This window comes from Longimicrobium sp. (assembly GCF_036399255.1).
Lineage (GTDB): Bacteria > Gemmatimonadota > Gemmatimonadetes > Longimicrobiales > Longimicrobiaceae > Longimicrobium.
Genome location: NZ_DASWNM010000016.1, coordinates 13,773 through 29,545 on the forward strand (window position 1 = coordinate 13,773; position 15,773 = coordinate 29,545).

The 15,773-nt window shown below is 69.3% G+C and carries 15 protein-coding genes; 7 read left to right on the top strand and 8 right to left on the bottom strand.

The annotated features are described in order from the left end of the window. Positions 1-115 precede the first annotated feature (115 nt). Positions 116-301 carry a hypothetical protein gene (locus tag VGC13_RS01185; protein ID WP_331123357.1) on the top strand — a complete coding sequence of 62 codons (186 nt, stop codon included), beginning with the start codon at positions 116-118 and terminating at the stop codon, positions 299-301. An 83-nt stretch (positions 302-384) separates the two neighbouring features. Next, on the top strand, positions 385-576 hold the full coding sequence (locus VGC13_RS01190; RefSeq protein WP_331123358.1) for a hypothetical protein: 192 nt from the start codon (positions 385-387) through the stop codon (positions 574-576). 348 nt (positions 577-924) lie between these two features. Here VGC13_RS01190 and VGC13_RS01195 read toward each other — a convergent pair whose 3' ends face one another. Next, positions 925-2,241 (bottom strand): S8 family peptidase, encoded by a 1,317-nt coding sequence (locus tag VGC13_RS01195; RefSeq protein ID WP_331123359.1) that lies wholly within the window; start codon positions 2,239-2,241, stop codon positions 925-927. A 305-nt stretch (positions 2,242-2,546) separates the two neighbouring features. Here VGC13_RS01195 and VGC13_RS01200 point away from each other — a divergent pair, with 305 nt between their 5' ends. After that, positions 2,547-2,762, top strand: a complete 216-nt coding sequence (locus VGC13_RS01200) for a hypothetical protein (RefSeq protein WP_331123360.1) — start codon at positions 2,547-2,549, stop codon at positions 2,760-2,762. A gap of 86 nt (positions 2,763-2,848) precedes the next feature. On the opposite strand, the gene VGC13_RS01205 is transcribed toward VGC13_RS01200, so the two are convergent. Further along, a complete protein-coding gene (locus VGC13_RS01205) occupies positions 2,849-3,865 on the bottom strand; it encodes a bifunctional oligoribonuclease/PAP phosphatase NrnA (RefSeq protein WP_331123361.1) in 1,017 nt (338 codons plus the stop codon). Positions 3,866-4,254: 389 nt separating this feature from the next. On the opposite strand from VGC13_RS01205, the gene VGC13_RS01210 reads away from it, so the two are divergent. Further along, on the top strand, positions 4,255-5,772 hold the full coding sequence (locus VGC13_RS01210; RefSeq protein WP_331123362.1) for an amino acid permease: 1,518 nt from the start codon (positions 4,255-4,257) through the stop codon (positions 5,770-5,772). A 570-nt stretch (positions 5,773-6,342) separates the two neighbouring features. On the opposite strand, the gene VGC13_RS01215 is transcribed toward VGC13_RS01210, so the two are convergent. After that, positions 6,343-6,771: a DUF4186 domain-containing protein gene (locus tag VGC13_RS01215; RefSeq protein ID WP_331123363.1), complete on the bottom strand. Its 429-nt coding sequence runs from the start codon at positions 6,769-6,771 to the stop codon at positions 6,343-6,345. 145 nt (positions 6,772-6,916) lie between these two features. Here VGC13_RS01215 and VGC13_RS01220 point away from each other — a divergent pair, with 145 nt between their 5' ends. Further along, a complete protein-coding gene (locus tag VGC13_RS01220) occupies positions 6,917-7,099 on the top strand; it encodes a hypothetical protein (RefSeq protein ID WP_331123364.1) in 183 nt (60 codons plus the stop codon). Between the two features lie 67 nt (positions 7,100-7,166). Here VGC13_RS01220 and lepB read toward each other — a convergent pair whose 3' ends face one another. From lepB to VGC13_RS01235, 3 genes are all read right to left on the bottom strand, one after another. Next, positions 7,167-7,976: a signal peptidase I gene (gene lepB, locus VGC13_RS01225; protein WP_331123365.1), complete on the bottom strand. Its 810-nt coding sequence runs from the start codon at positions 7,974-7,976 to the stop codon at positions 7,167-7,169. Continuing rightward, positions 7,969-8,376, bottom strand: coding sequence for a hypothetical protein (locus VGC13_RS01230; protein ID WP_331123366.1), 408 nt, complete (start codon positions 8,374-8,376; stop codon positions 7,969-7,971). The genes lepB and VGC13_RS01230 overlap by 8 nt, the downstream gene beginning before the upstream one ends. A gap of 354 nt (positions 8,377-8,730) precedes the next feature. Then, on the bottom strand, positions 8,731-9,708 hold the full coding sequence (locus VGC13_RS01235; protein ID WP_331123367.1) for a BF3164 family lipoprotein: 978 nt from the start codon (positions 9,706-9,708) through the stop codon (positions 8,731-8,733). Positions 9,709-10,135: 427 nt separating this feature from the next. Between VGC13_RS01235 and VGC13_RS01240 the strand changes: the two genes are divergently transcribed. Then, the gene (locus tag VGC13_RS01240; RefSeq protein ID WP_331123368.1) at positions 10,136-11,494 is read left to right on the top strand and encodes a dipeptidase; all 1,359 of its coding nucleotides are present in this window, start codon (positions 10,136-10,138) and stop codon (positions 11,492-11,494) included. Then, positions 11,491-13,119 carry a M2 family metallopeptidase gene (locus VGC13_RS01245; RefSeq protein WP_331123369.1) on the top strand — a complete coding sequence of 543 codons (1,629 nt, stop codon included), beginning with the start codon at positions 11,491-11,493 and terminating at the stop codon, positions 13,117-13,119. The genes VGC13_RS01240 and VGC13_RS01245 overlap by 4 nt, the downstream gene beginning before the upstream one ends. A gap of 121 nt (positions 13,120-13,240) precedes the next feature. On the opposite strand, the gene VGC13_RS01250 is transcribed toward VGC13_RS01245, so the two are convergent. Next, positions 13,241-14,581: an erythromycin esterase family protein gene (locus VGC13_RS01250; protein ID WP_331123370.1), complete on the bottom strand. Its 1,341-nt coding sequence runs from the start codon at positions 14,579-14,581 to the stop codon at positions 13,241-13,243. Positions 14,582-14,826: 245 nt separating this feature from the next. After that, positions 14,827-15,738, bottom strand: a complete 912-nt coding sequence (gene asd / locus VGC13_RS01255) for an archaetidylserine decarboxylase (protein WP_331123371.1) — start codon at positions 15,736-15,738, stop codon at positions 14,827-14,829. Positions 15,739-15,773 lie beyond the last annotated feature (35 nt).

Consider the following 15,773-nt stretch of genomic DNA (forward strand, 5'->3'; position numbering starts at 1 on the left):
TGCCTTGGGATGCGGTGTCCGGCGGCCTCAGGAAGGCTCGTGGGCGCCGGCAGTGCCGCGGGCGTGTGGCCCGGGCCCAATCCAATCAACTATTTGTTTTTCTGGAGATATTCCGATGCGCAAGCTGAACCTGGACGTCAGCGCCCTCACCGTCGAGAGCTTCGACGCCAACGTCGCGGGGCACCCCACGCAGGGGGGTGCGGCCGCCCCGCCGCCCACCGAAACGGACGACGACTGCTGCGTGGTCGAGCAGGCGCGCCCGGTGACTGCCCCGGTGAGCGATCCCTGCTGCTACGCCTGAGTGAAGGCGTGCAGCCCCGACGCGCCGGGGAACGGTCCCCGGCGCGAATCCAAACCGACCAATCGTTTTCTGGAGATATTCCGATGCGCAACCTGACCCTGGACATCAACTCCCTGGCCGTGGAGAGCTTCTCCGCTGACGGCTCGGTGGCCGCGGCGCACGAGCCCGAGCCGAACGCCCTGGCGCCCACGGCGTGGACGTACGGCGCCTGCTGCTACAAGGCCGGCGTGGCCGCGTGCACGGTGGTGGAACCCTGCTGCGTGGTAACGCCCTGACCGCCGCCACGACGCGGCGCCTTCCCCCTCCGGGCCGCGTGGCCCGGAGGGCTTTGCACGACCAGCATCCCAACCGGAAGATAGATCGATGATCCTGGACCTGAACGCCCTGGCGGTAGAATCCTTCGAAGCGGGCCCGGCGCATCGCAGTCGCTGATGCAGAAGAGAATGCCCACCAACCAGGTCGTCGTCTGCGCCGTCGCGGAGGACGGGCCGGACCGCATGGCGCCCACGTACCCCTACCCCAGTTGCGGCTGCGTGGACCTGTAACTTCCCGCCGGAGCGGGAAAAGACGATGGGGCGCCTTCCACGTGGAAGGCGCCCCATCGCGTCACCCCGTTCACCGCCTCAGCACTCCCCGTTGCGCTTGCGCTTCGGCGTGCAGGGCTTCGTCTTCACCGGCTCGGTGGGCGTCGTGGACGGGACCACGATGCGGCTGTACAGCAGGTGGCTGTTCATCGTGTGCCCGCTGTTGTACGTGCTGGGCAGAATGACGTTCTGCGTCGCGCTGCTCACCAGCAGGTCGCGCACCTGCTGCGGCGTGGCACCCGGCGCCTGCTGCAGCACCAGCGCGGCGGCGCCGGCCACGTGCGGGCTGGCCATGGAGGTGCCGCCCAGCACGTTGGTGGCGGTAGAGCTGGTGTTGTAGCTGGACGTGATCTCGTCGCCCGGCGCAAAGATGTCCACGCAGGCGCCGTAGTTGGTCCAGGTGGTGCGCGCGTCGTTCGCGTTGCTGGCCGCCACGGTGATGGCCTCGGCCACGTTGGCGATGGGGAACATGCAGGCGTCCGCGCCCAGCGTGCCGTTGCCCCACCCGTTCCCCGCGGCCACGACGACGGTGATGCCGGAGGCGATCATCCCCCGCACCGCGTCGTCCACGGGCGTGCTGGTGCCCAGCGTCCTGGTGGGGACTACGTCGCCCAGCGACATGTTGACCACGGCGGGCATGGCGGCATTGCCGGCCACCCAGTCCATCCCCGCGATCACGTCTGCGTCGCTGCCGTAGCCGGCGCAGTTCAGCACCCGCACGGCCACCAGCTTCACCTGCTTGGCCACGCCGTACGTCTTTCCGCCGATGCTGCCGGAGACGTGCGTGCCGTGCCCCTGGCAGTCGTTGTTCATGTCGCCGATGAGCAGCGGGTCGGTGGGATCGGCGGCAAAGGCGTCGAAGCCGGAGGAGGCACGCCCCTCGAACTCCACGTGGTCGAAGCGGATGCCCGTGTCGATGACGTACGCCGTCACCCCCGCGCCGGTGAAGTCGTACGTGTAGCCGCCGTCCACGGGGCGCGTGCGCTGGTCGATGCGGTCCAGCCCCCAGGTAGCCCCCGTCTGCGTGGTGCCCAGCGCCCTGTACTGCCGCTGCACGCTGATGCGCACCACGCGCGGATCCAGCGAGAGCGCCCGCGCCGTCACGTCCGGAATGGCGCCGGCGAAGCCGTTCATCAGGTGCTCGTATACGTACTTCGGCTTGATGCCGTACTCCGCGGCCAGCGCGCCGGCGTTCGCGGCCCAGTCCAGCTGCACCACGTAGCTGCCGGGGATGGCGCCGTCCGCGGCCGAGCCCAGCAGGAACGCCGGCGCGCCGCCGGACGGGGCCAGCGGGGCGTCGGCCGCGTCACAGGCGGCCAGGCCCGCCGCGGCAAGCAGGATGAACAAGCGTCGCATGGCGACCTCCCGTTGGATGATTGACGATCCTTCGCTCGCCGTCCGGATTGCAAGCATCGGGGCCATCCGTCCCAGCGGATTCAAGTCCATCTTCCACAATTACTTACGAGCAGCCACACCGCGTGCGCGGGGCCGTGGATGCACAATCGTGGTGAGCGCGTCGGATTATACTTCACCATTATTGTGCAGAGCAGACACCGCCGCGCCGCGCGGCGGGTGAAACTCTGCCGTGCCCGCGCCCGTAGTCAGGCGCCGAGCGGGAGGCGGTCTCTCGCGTACTTGTGCCCAGCACGGTGAGGCCAGTGATGAGAAATCCCGGTACGGCGGCAGTGCTCAGCTTCTTCGTCCCCGGCCTGGGGCAGCTCTACAACGGCCGGTGGATGCGCGCGATCTTCTGGTTCCTGTTCACCCCGGGCCTGTGGCTGGGTACCGGCGGGTTCTTTGGATGGGTGGCCCACGTGGTCGCGGCGATCACGGCGTACAACTACGCCAAGCGCCATCCCCATCCCGAGTTCGACTGAAACAGACGAGCATCACGCAAAGACGCGGAGGCGCGGAGAGGAACCGGTTCTCTCCGCGCCTCCGCGTCTTTGCGTGATGCCGTTTGTCAGCCCTTCAGCGCGCGCCGGACGGATTCGATCACACGGTCCACCAGCTGCTCGGCGGGCTCCATGATGTTGGCGCCCGCCGCCTTTACGTGCCCGCCCCCGCCGAACTCGCGCGCCACCCGGTTCACGTCCGCCGCGCCGTTGCTGCGGAACGACACCTTGGTCTCCCCCGGCTTGGTCTCGCGGAACAGCAGCGCCACCTCGGTGCCCTCCACCGAGCGCACGTGCTCGATGAGCCCGTCGAAGTCTTCGCCCGTGGCGCCCAGGCGGGCGGTGACCCGGTGAGGAACCACCATCCAGCTGATGCGGCCGTCCGGGTCGCTTTCCAGCGTCTCCAGCGCCTCGCGCAGCAGCTCCAGCCGCCGCCGCGGCGCCGTGGCGAACAGGCGGCGGTACACCACCTCGGGGTCGATCTCCAGCCGCATGAGCTCGGCGGCCACGGCCAGCACGCGCGGCGTGGTGTTGCCGTAGCGAAACGAGCCGGTGTCGCTCACCAGCGCCACGTACGCCCCCAGCGCCGACGCGTGCGGCACCGCGTCGCCCGCCAGGGTGATCAGGTCGTACACCATCTCGCCGGTGGCGGCGGCGCTGGGGTCCTGCACGGCCACGTCGCCCACCACTTCGCGGCCGGGGGGGTGGTGGTCCACCACCAGCGTGCGCTCGCGGGGAACGAACGGGGCCAGGCCGCCCAGCCGCTCGGGTTCGCTGGTGTCCAGCACCAGGTGCAGGTCCGCGTCCTCCAGCGCCGCCTGCCCCTCGGGCGTGCCGAAGTCGGCCACGGCGTGCTGGTGGTGCAGCACCCAGCGCAGCGAGTCAGGGAACGGAGTGGGGTTCACGATGGTAGCACGAACCCCGCGGCCCTCGAGCCACGCGGCCACCGCGGCCTGCGACCCGGCGCCGTCGCCGTCGGCGTGCACGTGGGTGTGAAGCGCCACGTGGCGCGCCCCCAGCAGCGGCTGCAGCAGCCGGCGCAGCGGAAAGGCTCGGGACTCGGGGACGGCCAGCAGGTCGCTCATCGGCTCCGGGAATACACGGGGGTGCGTGACGGGTCAAAATCCTACGGGCGCGCGCCGTCCAGCGCAACGTGCCGTCACCGCCGGGCCGCTTTCCGGGGCGTCCGAAGGCGACGAAAAGCGCGTCCCGGCGGAGGGAACGCTTGACCGGGCGCAATCGGCGCTTACATTCACGGGATTCCCGACCCGTACGACCTCCGGCCCGGCTTCCGCTTCGGCACACGGCCACACCCGATCCATCCCTCTGACGCGAGCCCCGGCGGCGTGCCTTCAGCACCGTCCTGCATTCAAGCTTCCAGCGGCCCCGCGGCCGCCTTTGCGCGCGCGCCCCGACGGCGCGCCGTGTTCCCACCCACGTGGCGGACCGGCAGTCCGCCCAGACAGGAGCTGTCATGAGCCTTTTCGCGCGTAAGTCGATCGACGAGCTGCGCGCCGACGCCTTCAGCGAAGGCGAGCACGCCCTCAAACGGTCGCTGACGGCCAGCAACCTCGTTCTGCTGGGCATCGGCGCCATCATCGGCGCGGGCATCTTCGTGCTCACCGGCACGGCGGCGGCCCGCAACGCGGGGCCCGCGGTGATGATCTCGTTCATCATCGCCGGCCTGGGCTGCCTGTTCGCCGGCCTGTGCTACGCGGAGTTCGCGGCGATGATCCCCATCGCGGGCTCGGCGTACACGTACAGCTACGCCACACTGGGCGAGTTCATCGCCTGGATCATCGGGTGGGACCTGATCCTGGAGTACCTGTTCGGCGCGGCGACGGTGGCGGTGGGGTGGAGCGGCTACTTCACGGAGTTCATGCGCGAGATCGGGCTCAACCTGCCCGAGGCGTGGACGCAGGCGCCGATCAACGTCCAGGGCACGCACACGCTGGTGCGCAACCCCGGCGCGATCATCAACCTGCCGGCCATGATCCTGATCATGCTGATGACCTGCCTGCTGGTCATCGGCATCCAGGAGTCGGCCAAGTTCAACAACTTCATCGTGTACGTGAAGGTCGCCATCGTGCTGCTGGTGATCGGCTTCGGCTTCCAGTACGTGGACGCGGCCAACTGGTCGCCCTTCATTCCGCCCAACACCGGCGAGTTCGGCGAGTTCGGGTGGAGCGGCATCGTCCGGGCGGCGGCGGTGGTGTTCTTTGCCTACATCGGCTTCGACGCGGTGTCCACCGCGGCGCAGGAGGCCAAGAACCCGCAGCGCGACCTGCCCATCGGCATGCTGGGGTCGCTGGCCATCTGCACCGTGCTGTACATCCTGATGGCGCTGGTGATGACGGGCATGGTGCACTACACGCAGCTCAACGTGCCGCACCCGGTGTTCGTGGCGCTGGAGAAGGCGGGCGAGCCGCTGGCCTGGCTGCGCTACTTCGTGAACATCGGCGCCATCGCGGGCCTGGCTTCGGTGGTGCTGGTGATGCTGATGGGCCAGCCGCGCATCTTCTACAGCATGTCGCGCGACGGCCTGCTGCCGCCGGTGTTCAGCAAGGTGCACCCCAAGTACCGCACGCCGTACGTCACCACCATCCTTACGGGTGCGGTGGCGGCGATCGTGGCCGGGATCTTCCCCATCGGCCTGCTGGGCGAGCTGGTGTCCATCGGCACCCTGCTGGCGTTCGTGATCGTGTGCGCGGGCACCTGGTACCTGCGCGTCAAGGAGCCCAACCGCGAGCGTCCGTTCAAGACGCCGCTGGTGCCGCTGGTGCCCATCCTGGGCATTCTGACCTGCGGCTTCATGATGTACTTCCTGCCGCTGGACACGTGGCTCCGGCTGATCGTGTGGATGCTGATCGGCGTCGTGATCTACTTTGCCTACGGCCGCAGCCACAGCGTGCTGCAGCGCACCGGCCACCAGGTGTTCGAGGCCGAGCCGTCGCGTCCCAACTTCACGCACGAGGACGACCACAAGTCGTAGTCCTGGCGCCGTAGCGCTGGTGCAGAACCGCCCCTCTTCCGGCTTCTGGGAGAGGGGCGGTTTTCGTCGTCAGGCAGAAGGGAATAGGGAATAGGGAATAGGGGGACAGGGAACAGCGCAACGGCGGGCCGGATGCCGCTACTGCTGGCCCAAGTTCCATGAGCAAGGGCCTGCGCAGCAGGTGGGAACTCACTCGGGGTCGGCAAAGGCAGCAGAGTTTTTTCGCGTGCCTCGGGCGGCTGGGTGTGATAGGACGACCAGACATGGCCTCACACGGAGTCAACGGAGTTAGCGGAGTTTTCTCGTGCCGTTTCCACGGTTCTCATGGTGCGACGTCAGGGGGGGAAGTGAGCGGAGGCATGGCGCGCTGATCGACGAGGCGCGAGCCGGCGTGGGATATCGGGAACGGGAGAGAGATGGAATGCGGCAGGGAGCCATCCGCGTTTTTTCCGGAAGATGCGGATCGGTAAAGGATTGCCGGCAGCGCACAGGAACTAGCGGTCTGCACCACCTGATGCGCGATCTTGAGAGCCATCCACCCGCTCCACAACCGTTCGCGAGGGATGCCGGTCAGCCGAGGTCCAGGCCGATCTGCGGGTCCTCGCGGGAGGGACGCTTCCCCGCCCCGCCTTCGTCCGCGGGCGCGGCGGCGTTCTGCTCGCGGATCCAGCGCTCGATGACGGCGACCACGGAGGCGCGCTCCTCCGCCGTAAGCCCGCGGCCCTTGGGGATGCGGTGCCACTTGGCCAGGCAGCCGCGGCAGCAGGTGGCGGTGGCGTGCTGGGCCAGAAAGACGGGGTGGCCGCGCATGGGGGTCTGCTTGCCGTCGTTGGGCGGCTCCGCGGGGGCCAGTCGCGTGGCGATCATCTCGTCCGCGTGGCGCAGCACCGTTTCCATCCCCCGGCCGCGCACGTAGGCGAGCTCCGCCCCCCGCAGCCGGAACCGGCGGCGGAAGGTGGACTGAGCCAGGGCGGCAAACAGGTCGTCAGGGTCGCGCATGGACGAAAACCTAACATCCACTCTCGCACTCCCGCACTCCCGCACTCCCGCACTCACGCACTTTTCCCCTCCCCCCTCGCGTGACGCAGCCGGAATATGTATCGTCATTCTGCAACAGCGACCGAAACCGATCCGGAGAGCGTGAATGGCGGAGCCCAGGGTGCCCGGCAGGGACAAGGACGGCGGCAAGACGCGGGTGTCGAAGACGGCGGTGGCGCTGGGCGCCGCGGGGCTGTTCCTCTTCATCGTGGGCGTAAAGCGCAAGCACCGCCTGGACACGGAGCGCGAGATCGCCGAGCGCGAGCGAGCCAGCCGCGACGAGGCGTAAGCGGCCAAAAACAGAAGCACCCGGGGACGACTCTCCGGGTGCTTCTTCTTTTCTGTCCAGCGGATCGTCAGGGACGGGTGCCGATCCGGTTCCATCGAACGCCGCCCGGTCCGGAAGACCAGTGAACCGCGAGCACCTTGCCGCGAATCTCGCCGCGCGGCACAAACCCCGTGTGGCGCGAGTCCACGGAGCCATTGCGGTCGTCGCCCAGCATCAGATAATGGCCCCCCGGCACGACGAGCGATCCCCATCCGTCGCGGGTGGGGGCGTACCCCACCGGACCCGCGGCTCCTGCAAGGGCCGCGCGCTGCCACTGGAAGTTGTACGGCCCTTCCGCCGGCAGCGGCACGTCCGGCGCGTCGGTGCGGCGCGCGTAGGGCTCGTCCAGCTTTGTACCGTTGCGGTAGACCACTCCGCCCACCATCTGCACCGTATCGCCGGGCTCGCCGATGATCCGCTTGATGTGGTCGCGCGCCGGCACGTACCCCGCCGGCCGGTAGACGACCACGTCCCCGATGCGCGGCTGGCGCAGCGCGGGCAGCTTTCGTGAGGTGAAAGGAAGGCCGGCCCCGAAGATCGTGTTGTTGACGACGACGTAGTCGCCCACCGCCAGGGTCGGCTGCATGCTTCCGCTCTGGATCCCATACACCTGCACCACAAGGCCGCGCAGAACGGCGAACAGAAGAACCGCCCAGGCCACGGCCCGCACCCATTCGCGCGCACCCGGTTTTCCTTCTGCACCAGCGGGCGCCGCTCCAGCCTCCGCGCGAGACGACGACTCCGGCGGGCCGGCAACGCTGTCCGGCTGCGCCGCCGCCCCGCGCGGGGCCGCCGGTGGGGCCTGATGGAGGCCGGTTGGCATTGGAGCGCTAGTCATGCGCCGGGAGCAGGACGCCCGGAGCACCGCGCGTCAAGCTTACCGTGAGCTCGAACTGGCTCACGCGCTCCCGCAGCACCTCCATCAGCTGCCGCGTCTGCGGGGTCAGGGTCCACGCGCGATAGGCCTCCACGCTGGGAAAGGCGTAGGCCAGATGGAGTGCCGGGCCGGTCTGGCTGCGCACCTCCGTCCGCATCTGCGCCAGGTACGGGTCGCGCTCCATCTGCCGCAGAACCTCGAACGGAAGCGGGGGCTCACCGGCGCGCACCGGGGCCAGCAGCCCGGTGATGCTGACCCGCGTGACGGGATCGTTTTGCGGCAGGCCTGAAGCCGCCGCCGTTTGCCCCTGCGCCGGCAGGGACAGCAGCAGCCCTCCGGCCAGGACGAGAAGCATGCGCATCGTGTGGATTCGGGTGGCGGGGGGAGCGCTTGGATCGTGTCGTCAGCGTGAGCGCGGCATCAGTGCTCGAAAACCGTGCACCCGGCATCGCCGGGATTGTACGCGTTGCCATAGACGATGCACGGACCCAGGCAAACCACGCATTTGGGACCCGGTTGCTTGCAGCACGACGGGCATTCTGCTCCCGCTACGACGGGCCTGTCGGCAAACGGAATCTGCAAAGGCGTGAACGCAGCTGCCGCAGCCAGGAGCATCATCACGGTCTGGATACGTTTGGCAGAGAATATCATGATCGCTTACATGGGAGCTTGAAGGCAGCAGGAATACCGCTTGGGCGACTGGGTCTTGCCCTGTCTACAACGCGGAATCCAGCAAGTACTGAACTACGCGCGGCTCGGGTGTCCACTGCACCGCGTACAGGCGCTGGCCGTCGGGCGTGACGGCGATCGCCCGCGCGCGCTCGTCCAGCTTGAAGGTGGCGACCCGCTCGCCGTTCCAGGTATAGACGTGCACTTCGGTGCCGAAATACGAATAGTAGCCGCCCTTGGCCCGCAGCTGGCCGGAGTACATGGCGTAGATGTGATCGTCGGTCGACGCCAGTCCCGTATAGCCGAAGCGAAGGTCCTGGCCCGTCGCCATGGTGTTGCCCGCGGGCTTTCGGTGCACCTCGTACACGGGGTCGAACCCGAACGCGCCCCGGAGCTCGCGGACCAGCGATCCGTCCGGCCGGTAGATCTCCAGCCGGTCCGCGTTCTCCGTCCCCATGGCGATGTGCCGCCGGTCGGGCGCCACGGTGACGGGGCCGGTGAACGCGTGCTGAAGAACGCTGACGGGAACGTCCTGGCCGGGCGGGCTGGGCGGGCGCTTGCCGATATAACGCACCAGGCGACCGACTCGGTCAATCACGGCAATGCGCCCTTCGGGATAGATCCCGGCTGCGATTATGGTGGAGTCGTTCAGCCAGTCCGCCTGTAGAAGAAGCATGGGCCCGTCTGGCTTCAGGTTCACCGTCTCTTCGACGCGCGGGACCGCCGCCCCCGGGGGCATGGCAAAGTGCGAGATGCGGCCCAGCGAACCGTCGAAGACCCAGAAGGAGCCGTCGCTCCGCACGTCCGGAAGCACCTTGATCGCCTCGCGGAACTCGCCGGGCCCCGAGCCCTGGCGTCCGAACGAAAGCTGGTGCGTGCCGTCCTTGGCGGAGAGAACGTGCACGAATGGCGCGCTGGCATCCGTCAGCACCAGACGGTCCCCCGCAACGGAGATGCTGCTTGGCTGGCCCAGGAACTCCCCCTGCGCGACCACGCGCCCCGACAGCGGCACCGCTTCCGGCACGGCGTGGTCCCGGGCACACGCGCCCGCCATCAGGCTCAGAAGAATGGAAGCAAGGGCTCGCATGAGGCTGGGATACGGATCGACACGAATAGAGCGGAGTTGATGGGCAGGGTAATGAGCCCTTCCCGTGATGTCAATCATTTTCGAGCGAGCCCGCGGACCCGCTCAGGCCTGATTTGCCAGAAGTGCCGCCAGCCGCGGAAACCGTGAAAGCCGGCTCCGCCGCAGCGGTCCTGCTTCAGCTCCGAGATCAAGGGCCGGATCTTCATGGGCGGACTCTCCGCCGGTAGTTTACAGAGTGGCCGTTTTCTCCACTTTGCAAACGCCTCCGCCCCGACGCAGCCACCCGTCCTCTCTCGCCGCGCCGGACTGGCGGCTGTATCTTGCGGCGGACCGCGAAACCGTGCACCACCACCGGATTGAGCCCATGCCCGCGACCGAATATCTGCAGCAGAACCGCGAAAAGCACCTGGACGAGCTGAAGGAGTGGCTCCGCATTCCCAGCGTGAGCGCCAAGAGCGAGCACAAGGCCGACACCGCCCGCGCCGCCGACTGGCTGGCCGAGCGGATGCGCGAGGCGGGGCTCACGGTCGAGATCATCGCCACGGGGGGGCACCCGGTGGTGCTGGGCGAGTGGCGCGGCGCGGCGGCCGGCGCCCCCACGCTGCTGGTGTACGGCCACTACGACGTGCAGCCGGCCGAGCCGCTGGACGAGTGGACCAGCGAGCCCTTCGAGCCCGAGGTGCGCGACGGCAACCTGTTCGCCCGCGGGTCGGTGGACGACAAGGGGCAGGTGTACCTGCACGTAAAGGCCGTGCAGGCGCTGCTGGCCGAGGACGGCACGCTGCCGGCCAACGTGGTGTTCGTCATCGAGGGCGAAGAGGAAGTGGGCTCGCCGCACCTGGCGGAGTTCCTCAAGGAGAACGCCCAGCGGCTGGCGTGCGACGCCGTGGTCATCAGCGACACCACCATGTTCGCGCCCGGGCTTCCCTCCATCACCACGGGGCTGCGGGGGATGGCGTACATGGAGATCCGCGTGCAGGGTCCGTCCACCGACCTGCACTCCGGCGCGTACGGCGGCGCGGTGGTCAACCCCGCCAACGCGCTGGCGAAGATCATCGCGCAGCTGCACGACGCAAAGGGGCGGGTGAACATCCCGGGCTTCTACGACCGGGTGCGGGAGCTTACGGCCGAGCAGCGCGACGGCATCGGCAAGCTTCCCTTCGAGGAAGAGAACCTGCGCAAGGAAGTGGGCGCGCCCAGGCTGGGCGGCGAGGAGGGCTACGGGCCGCTGGAGCGCATCTGGGCGCGCCCCACGCTGGACGTGAACGGCCTGCTTTCGGGCTACACGGGCGAGGGCGCCAAGACCGTCCTGCCGTCGAAGGCGATGGCCAAGGTGTCCATGCGGCTGGTGCCGGACCAGGACTACAAGGAGGTGGAGCGGATGTTCATCGACCACGTCCGCTCGTTGGCGCCGGAGGGGGTGACGGTGGAGGTGCTGGCGCTGCACGGGGGCCAGCCCTGGTTCGCGGAGGGAAGCGGCCCGGTGTTCGACGCGGCGGCCAGGGCGCTGGAGCAGGCGTGGGGGCGCAAGCCGGTGTTCATCCGCGAGGGCGGCAGCATCCCCATCGTCCAGGCGTTCCAGGAAACGCTGGGCGCGCCGGCGCTGCTGATCGGCTTTGGGCTGCCGGGCGAGAACGCGCACGCGCCCAACGAGTGGATGTCGGTGGAGAACTTTTACAAGGGCGCCGAGGCCGTGGCGCTGATGTACGAGGGCCTGCGGTGAGCGCAGCGGCCATGCAGACGGGCGCGGAGGGCGAGGCGGCCGCGTTCGTGGAGGGGATGACGGCGGCGGTGGAGCCGCTGGAGCTGGAGGCCAACCTGGCCGCGTGGGAAGCCGCCGCCGGCGCGGGGGACGAGGCCACGGCGCGGGCCACGCGGGCGCGCGGGGCGCTGCGGGGGCTGTTCACGGACGCGGAGGGCGCGCGGCGGGTGCGCGCCTGGCTGGACTCGGGGCAGATCGCCGACCCCCTGCTGCGCCGCCAGCTGCACCTGCTGGACGAGGAGTTCACGCGCAACCGGCTGCCGCGCGAGACCATCGACGACCTGGTGAACCGGCAGGCGGAGCTGGAGCGGCTGTTCTACGGCTTTCGCGCGGAGCTGGGCGGCGAGCGGGTGAGCAACAACCAGCTCCTGGACGTGCTTTCCACCGAGCGCGACTCGTCCGTGCGCCGCGCGGCGTGGGACGCCAGCAAGCAGATCGGGGCGCAGGTGGCCGAGCCGCTGCGCGAGCTGGTGCGGCGGCGCAACGCGGCGGCGCGCTCCATCGGCTTTCGCGACGCCTACGCGATGGACCTGCACCTGCAGGAGATCGACGAGGCAGAGCTGTTCGCCATCATGGACGGGCTGCGCGACGGCAGCGACGCGCCGTTCGCCGCGTTTCGCGCGGAGCTGGACCGCGAGATGGGGCCGCGCTTCGGCCTGGCCGTGGACGCGCTGCGGCCGTGGCACTGGGAGGACCCGTTCAGCCAGCAGGCGCCGGCCATGGGCGACGTGGACCTGGACCGCTGGTTTGGCGGGCGCGACCCGGTGCCGCTGGCCACGGAGTTCTTCGGGGGGATCGGTCTCGGCGTAGAGAAGATCCTGGCGCGCAGCGACCTGTACGAGCGCGAAGGCAAGGACCAGCACGCCTTCTGCCAGGACGTGGACCGCAAGGGCGACGTCCGCATCCTGTGCAACCTGCGGCCCAACGAGAAGTGGACCTCGACGCTGCTCCACGAGCTGGGGCACGCGGTGTACGACGAGGCACTGCCTCTCGACCTTCCCTTCCTTCTCCGCCAGCCCGCGCACATTTTGACCACGGAAAGCGTGGCGATGTACTTCGGGCGGCTTACGCGCGAGCCGGCGTGGCTGCGCGAGGTGGTGGGCGCGCAGGTGTCGGACGCGGAGGCGCGCGAGATCCGCGGGCAGTCGCGCGCGGCCATGCTGATCGCGGCGCGGTGGATGCTGGTGATGGTGTACTTCGAGCGCGAGCTGTACCGCGACCCGGACCGGGCGGACCTGAACCGCGTCTGGTGGGAGCTGGTGGAGCGGCTGCAGCTGGTGCGCTATCCCGAGGCGCGGCCGGACGGGACGGAGTGGGCCAGCAAGATCCACCTGTCGCTGAGCCCGGTGTACTACCACAACTACCTGCTGGGCGAGATGATGGCCTCGCAGGTGTCGGCCGCCATCCGCCGCGAGACGGGGCTGCCGCCGGAGCGCAGCGTGGGCGGCGAGCCGCGCGTGGGCGCGTTCTTTCGCGACCGCATCTTTGCCCCCGGCGCCTCGGTGCCGTGGAACGAGCACCTGCAGCGCGCCACGGGCGAGCCGCTGGACCCGCGCTGGTTCGTGGAGCAGTTCGTCGAGGCGTAGCGTCGCCGCAACAGCAGAAAAGAAATGGCCTCACACAGAGTCAACAGAGTCAGCAGAGTAAAGTTCTCCTCTGTTGACTCTGCTGACTCTGTGTGAGGCCGATCTTTTCTGGATTCGGGGATTACTCGTAGCGGAACGGCAGGCGGTTGCTGGCGTTGGTCACGTCTTCGTGGATCATGATGTCGTATTCCGTCGCCAGGGGGCTCTGGAGATAGAAGTCCTCCGGCGTCGCGGGATTGTATAAGGCGCCCACCTGGCGAAAGAGGCGCGGGCCCAGCAGCCACCCGGCCCCCTGGGGTGCGCCGGACCGCAGCGGGCGCAGGTCCACGATGAAGCGCTGCAGGCCCAGCCGGTGAAACTGGTGCTCGTAGCTGGAATCCACCGCGGCGACCGCCGAGGCGGTGCTCAGCCCCACCCCCTGCACCACCGCGCTCATCTCTCCGCGGTAAAAGGAAAAGCCCACCACCCGGTAGTCGTTTCCGTAGCGGGTGGTGAGGTGCGTGCCCATGTACGGCGCCCGGCGCGACACGTGGGCGTTGTGGGCCCACAGCACCATCCGCGATCCCGGCGCGGCGACGTCGCCCAGCCAGGCGACGTTCTCGGCCATGTAGGTGTCGCGCAGGCGGACCCTCTGATCGTCCGGACCGGCGCGCATGTCCTCGTTCTGCACCACCACGCGCGCCGCGCGCAGGGCTTCGTCAAACGCCCTTCGGTCGGACTTCGCCGCGAACTCGTCCGCGCGCCGCGCCAGCAGGGCGTGCACGGCCACCACACCGTTGTGGCAGCGGGCCTGCACCTCGGCCGACACCGCGCCTCCGTACGGCGGCAGCGAGCGCTGCGGCAGGTCCTGGAACGCGCGGTAGCACTGGTAGTGGCCCACCGCCGAGTCGGCGGCGGCGGCGTCCACGCGGCGCAGGTACGCCACCGCGTCGTCCATCGCCACGCGCGAGTGCTGCATGTCGAAGCCGTAGAAGCTGACTTTCGGCGCATTCCCCGGGTTCTGGTTGTGCGCGCGCATCCACTGGATCATCGCCAGCACCTCGCGCGTGTTCCAGGTCCAGAAGTACAGGTTGGATAGCAGCACCTCGGGGTCGCCCTCACCGGTGTGCACGTAGCGGTTCAGGCGGTTGGCCTCGGCCCAGGTGGCCTCGATGGCAAAGGTGCTGAACCCCTTTTCCCTGACCAGGTACTCCAGGATGCGGTGCTTCATCCGGAAGAACTCGTGGGTGCCGTGCGTGGCCTCGCCCAGCCCCACGATGCGCGCGTCCCCGATCATCGCTCCCAGCGGCGCCAGCTCTGCGTAGTCGCCTCCCGGATCGGTGGTGCTGAACGGAACGGCGTTCTGCGCCAGCCAGGTGACGTCGAGCTCGGCCGGCGGCTGTTTCGATGTCGGAGAGTCGCACCCCAGCAACGGGAGCGCGACGAGGATGTAGAGCGAGCGGCGGACGAGGGAGGAGAGCATGCGAACCCGGAGGTGGAGGGCGTCCCGCGTGGATTCCGCTAGCGGATCGAGGGGATCAGGATGCTGGGAGCGGGGCGCGGGTGAACGCCTGGCGTTGCAATGCAAATGCCGGAACGCAAGTGGTTCCGGCAGATCGACATCCGCTTTTCGCCCCGCCCCGCCTGTCCTTCCCCGGCTACATCGTTGACCCGTCTTTCCAGCCGCGGAGCCGCGACAGCCGGCCCCGCAGCTGAACGTTTCGCGCGCTACATCGCTCGCCCGATCGGCATCCCCAAGCGCACGGGGTCGCCGGGGTTGATGGACGGAAGTAGCGCCACGCGGCCGGGCTCGAAGACGAGGACGACGGTGGAGCCCAGGTGGAAGGTCATGATCTCGTCCCCGCGCGCTACGGGGATGGGCGGATCGTAGGTGCGGGCGGCGGACTGCAGGCCGCGGCGGTTGGTGACCCAGGCGCTCGCGCCGGGCGCGGCGTTCCATCCGGCATCGAACGCGGCGCTGATGCGGCCGACGTTGTAGGCGCCCACCGCGACGACGGCCACGCGGCCCAGCGGCCCGTCGATGTGCGCCATCAGCCGCTCGTTGCGCGCGAACAGCTCAGGCATGTGCGCCACCGCGGCGGCGTTCACCGGCAGCAGCGCGCCGGGGACGTGCCGCGCCTGGCGGATCTCGCCCGCGACCGGCGCGTGGATGCGGTGGTAGTCCTTGGGCGAGAGGTACAGCGTGATGAACGCGCCACCTTCGTACCGCGCCGTGGCGGCATCATCCTCCAGCAGCTGGCCCACCTCGTACAGCCGCCCCTTGGCCTGGATCAGCCGCCCCTCGCGGACGGTGCCCAGCTGGCCCACGGCGCCATCCACCGGCGACGCGACGGTGGCGGGGTCGGCGGGCCACGACCGCGCGCCGTCCTTGAGCTTGCGGGTAAAGAAGCGGTTGAGGGTGGGATACGCCTCCAGCGGCAGCTCCGCCTCGGACGGGTCGGCGCCCACGGCGCGGGCAAAGGCGCCGAGCACGGCGGGGCGCAGCGCGGGCGGGATGGGGGCGTCCGCCAGCCGGCCGAAGCCGCGGCTGAAGGCGCCCTGCGGCAGCCGCTTGAGCAGGCTGAGCGCGGCGCGCCAGCGCAGCGTGGGAAGATCGGGCGATTCGTCGGAACGATGCATGCTCAGCGCGCAATGCAGGCGGCGCGCCGGAGGGG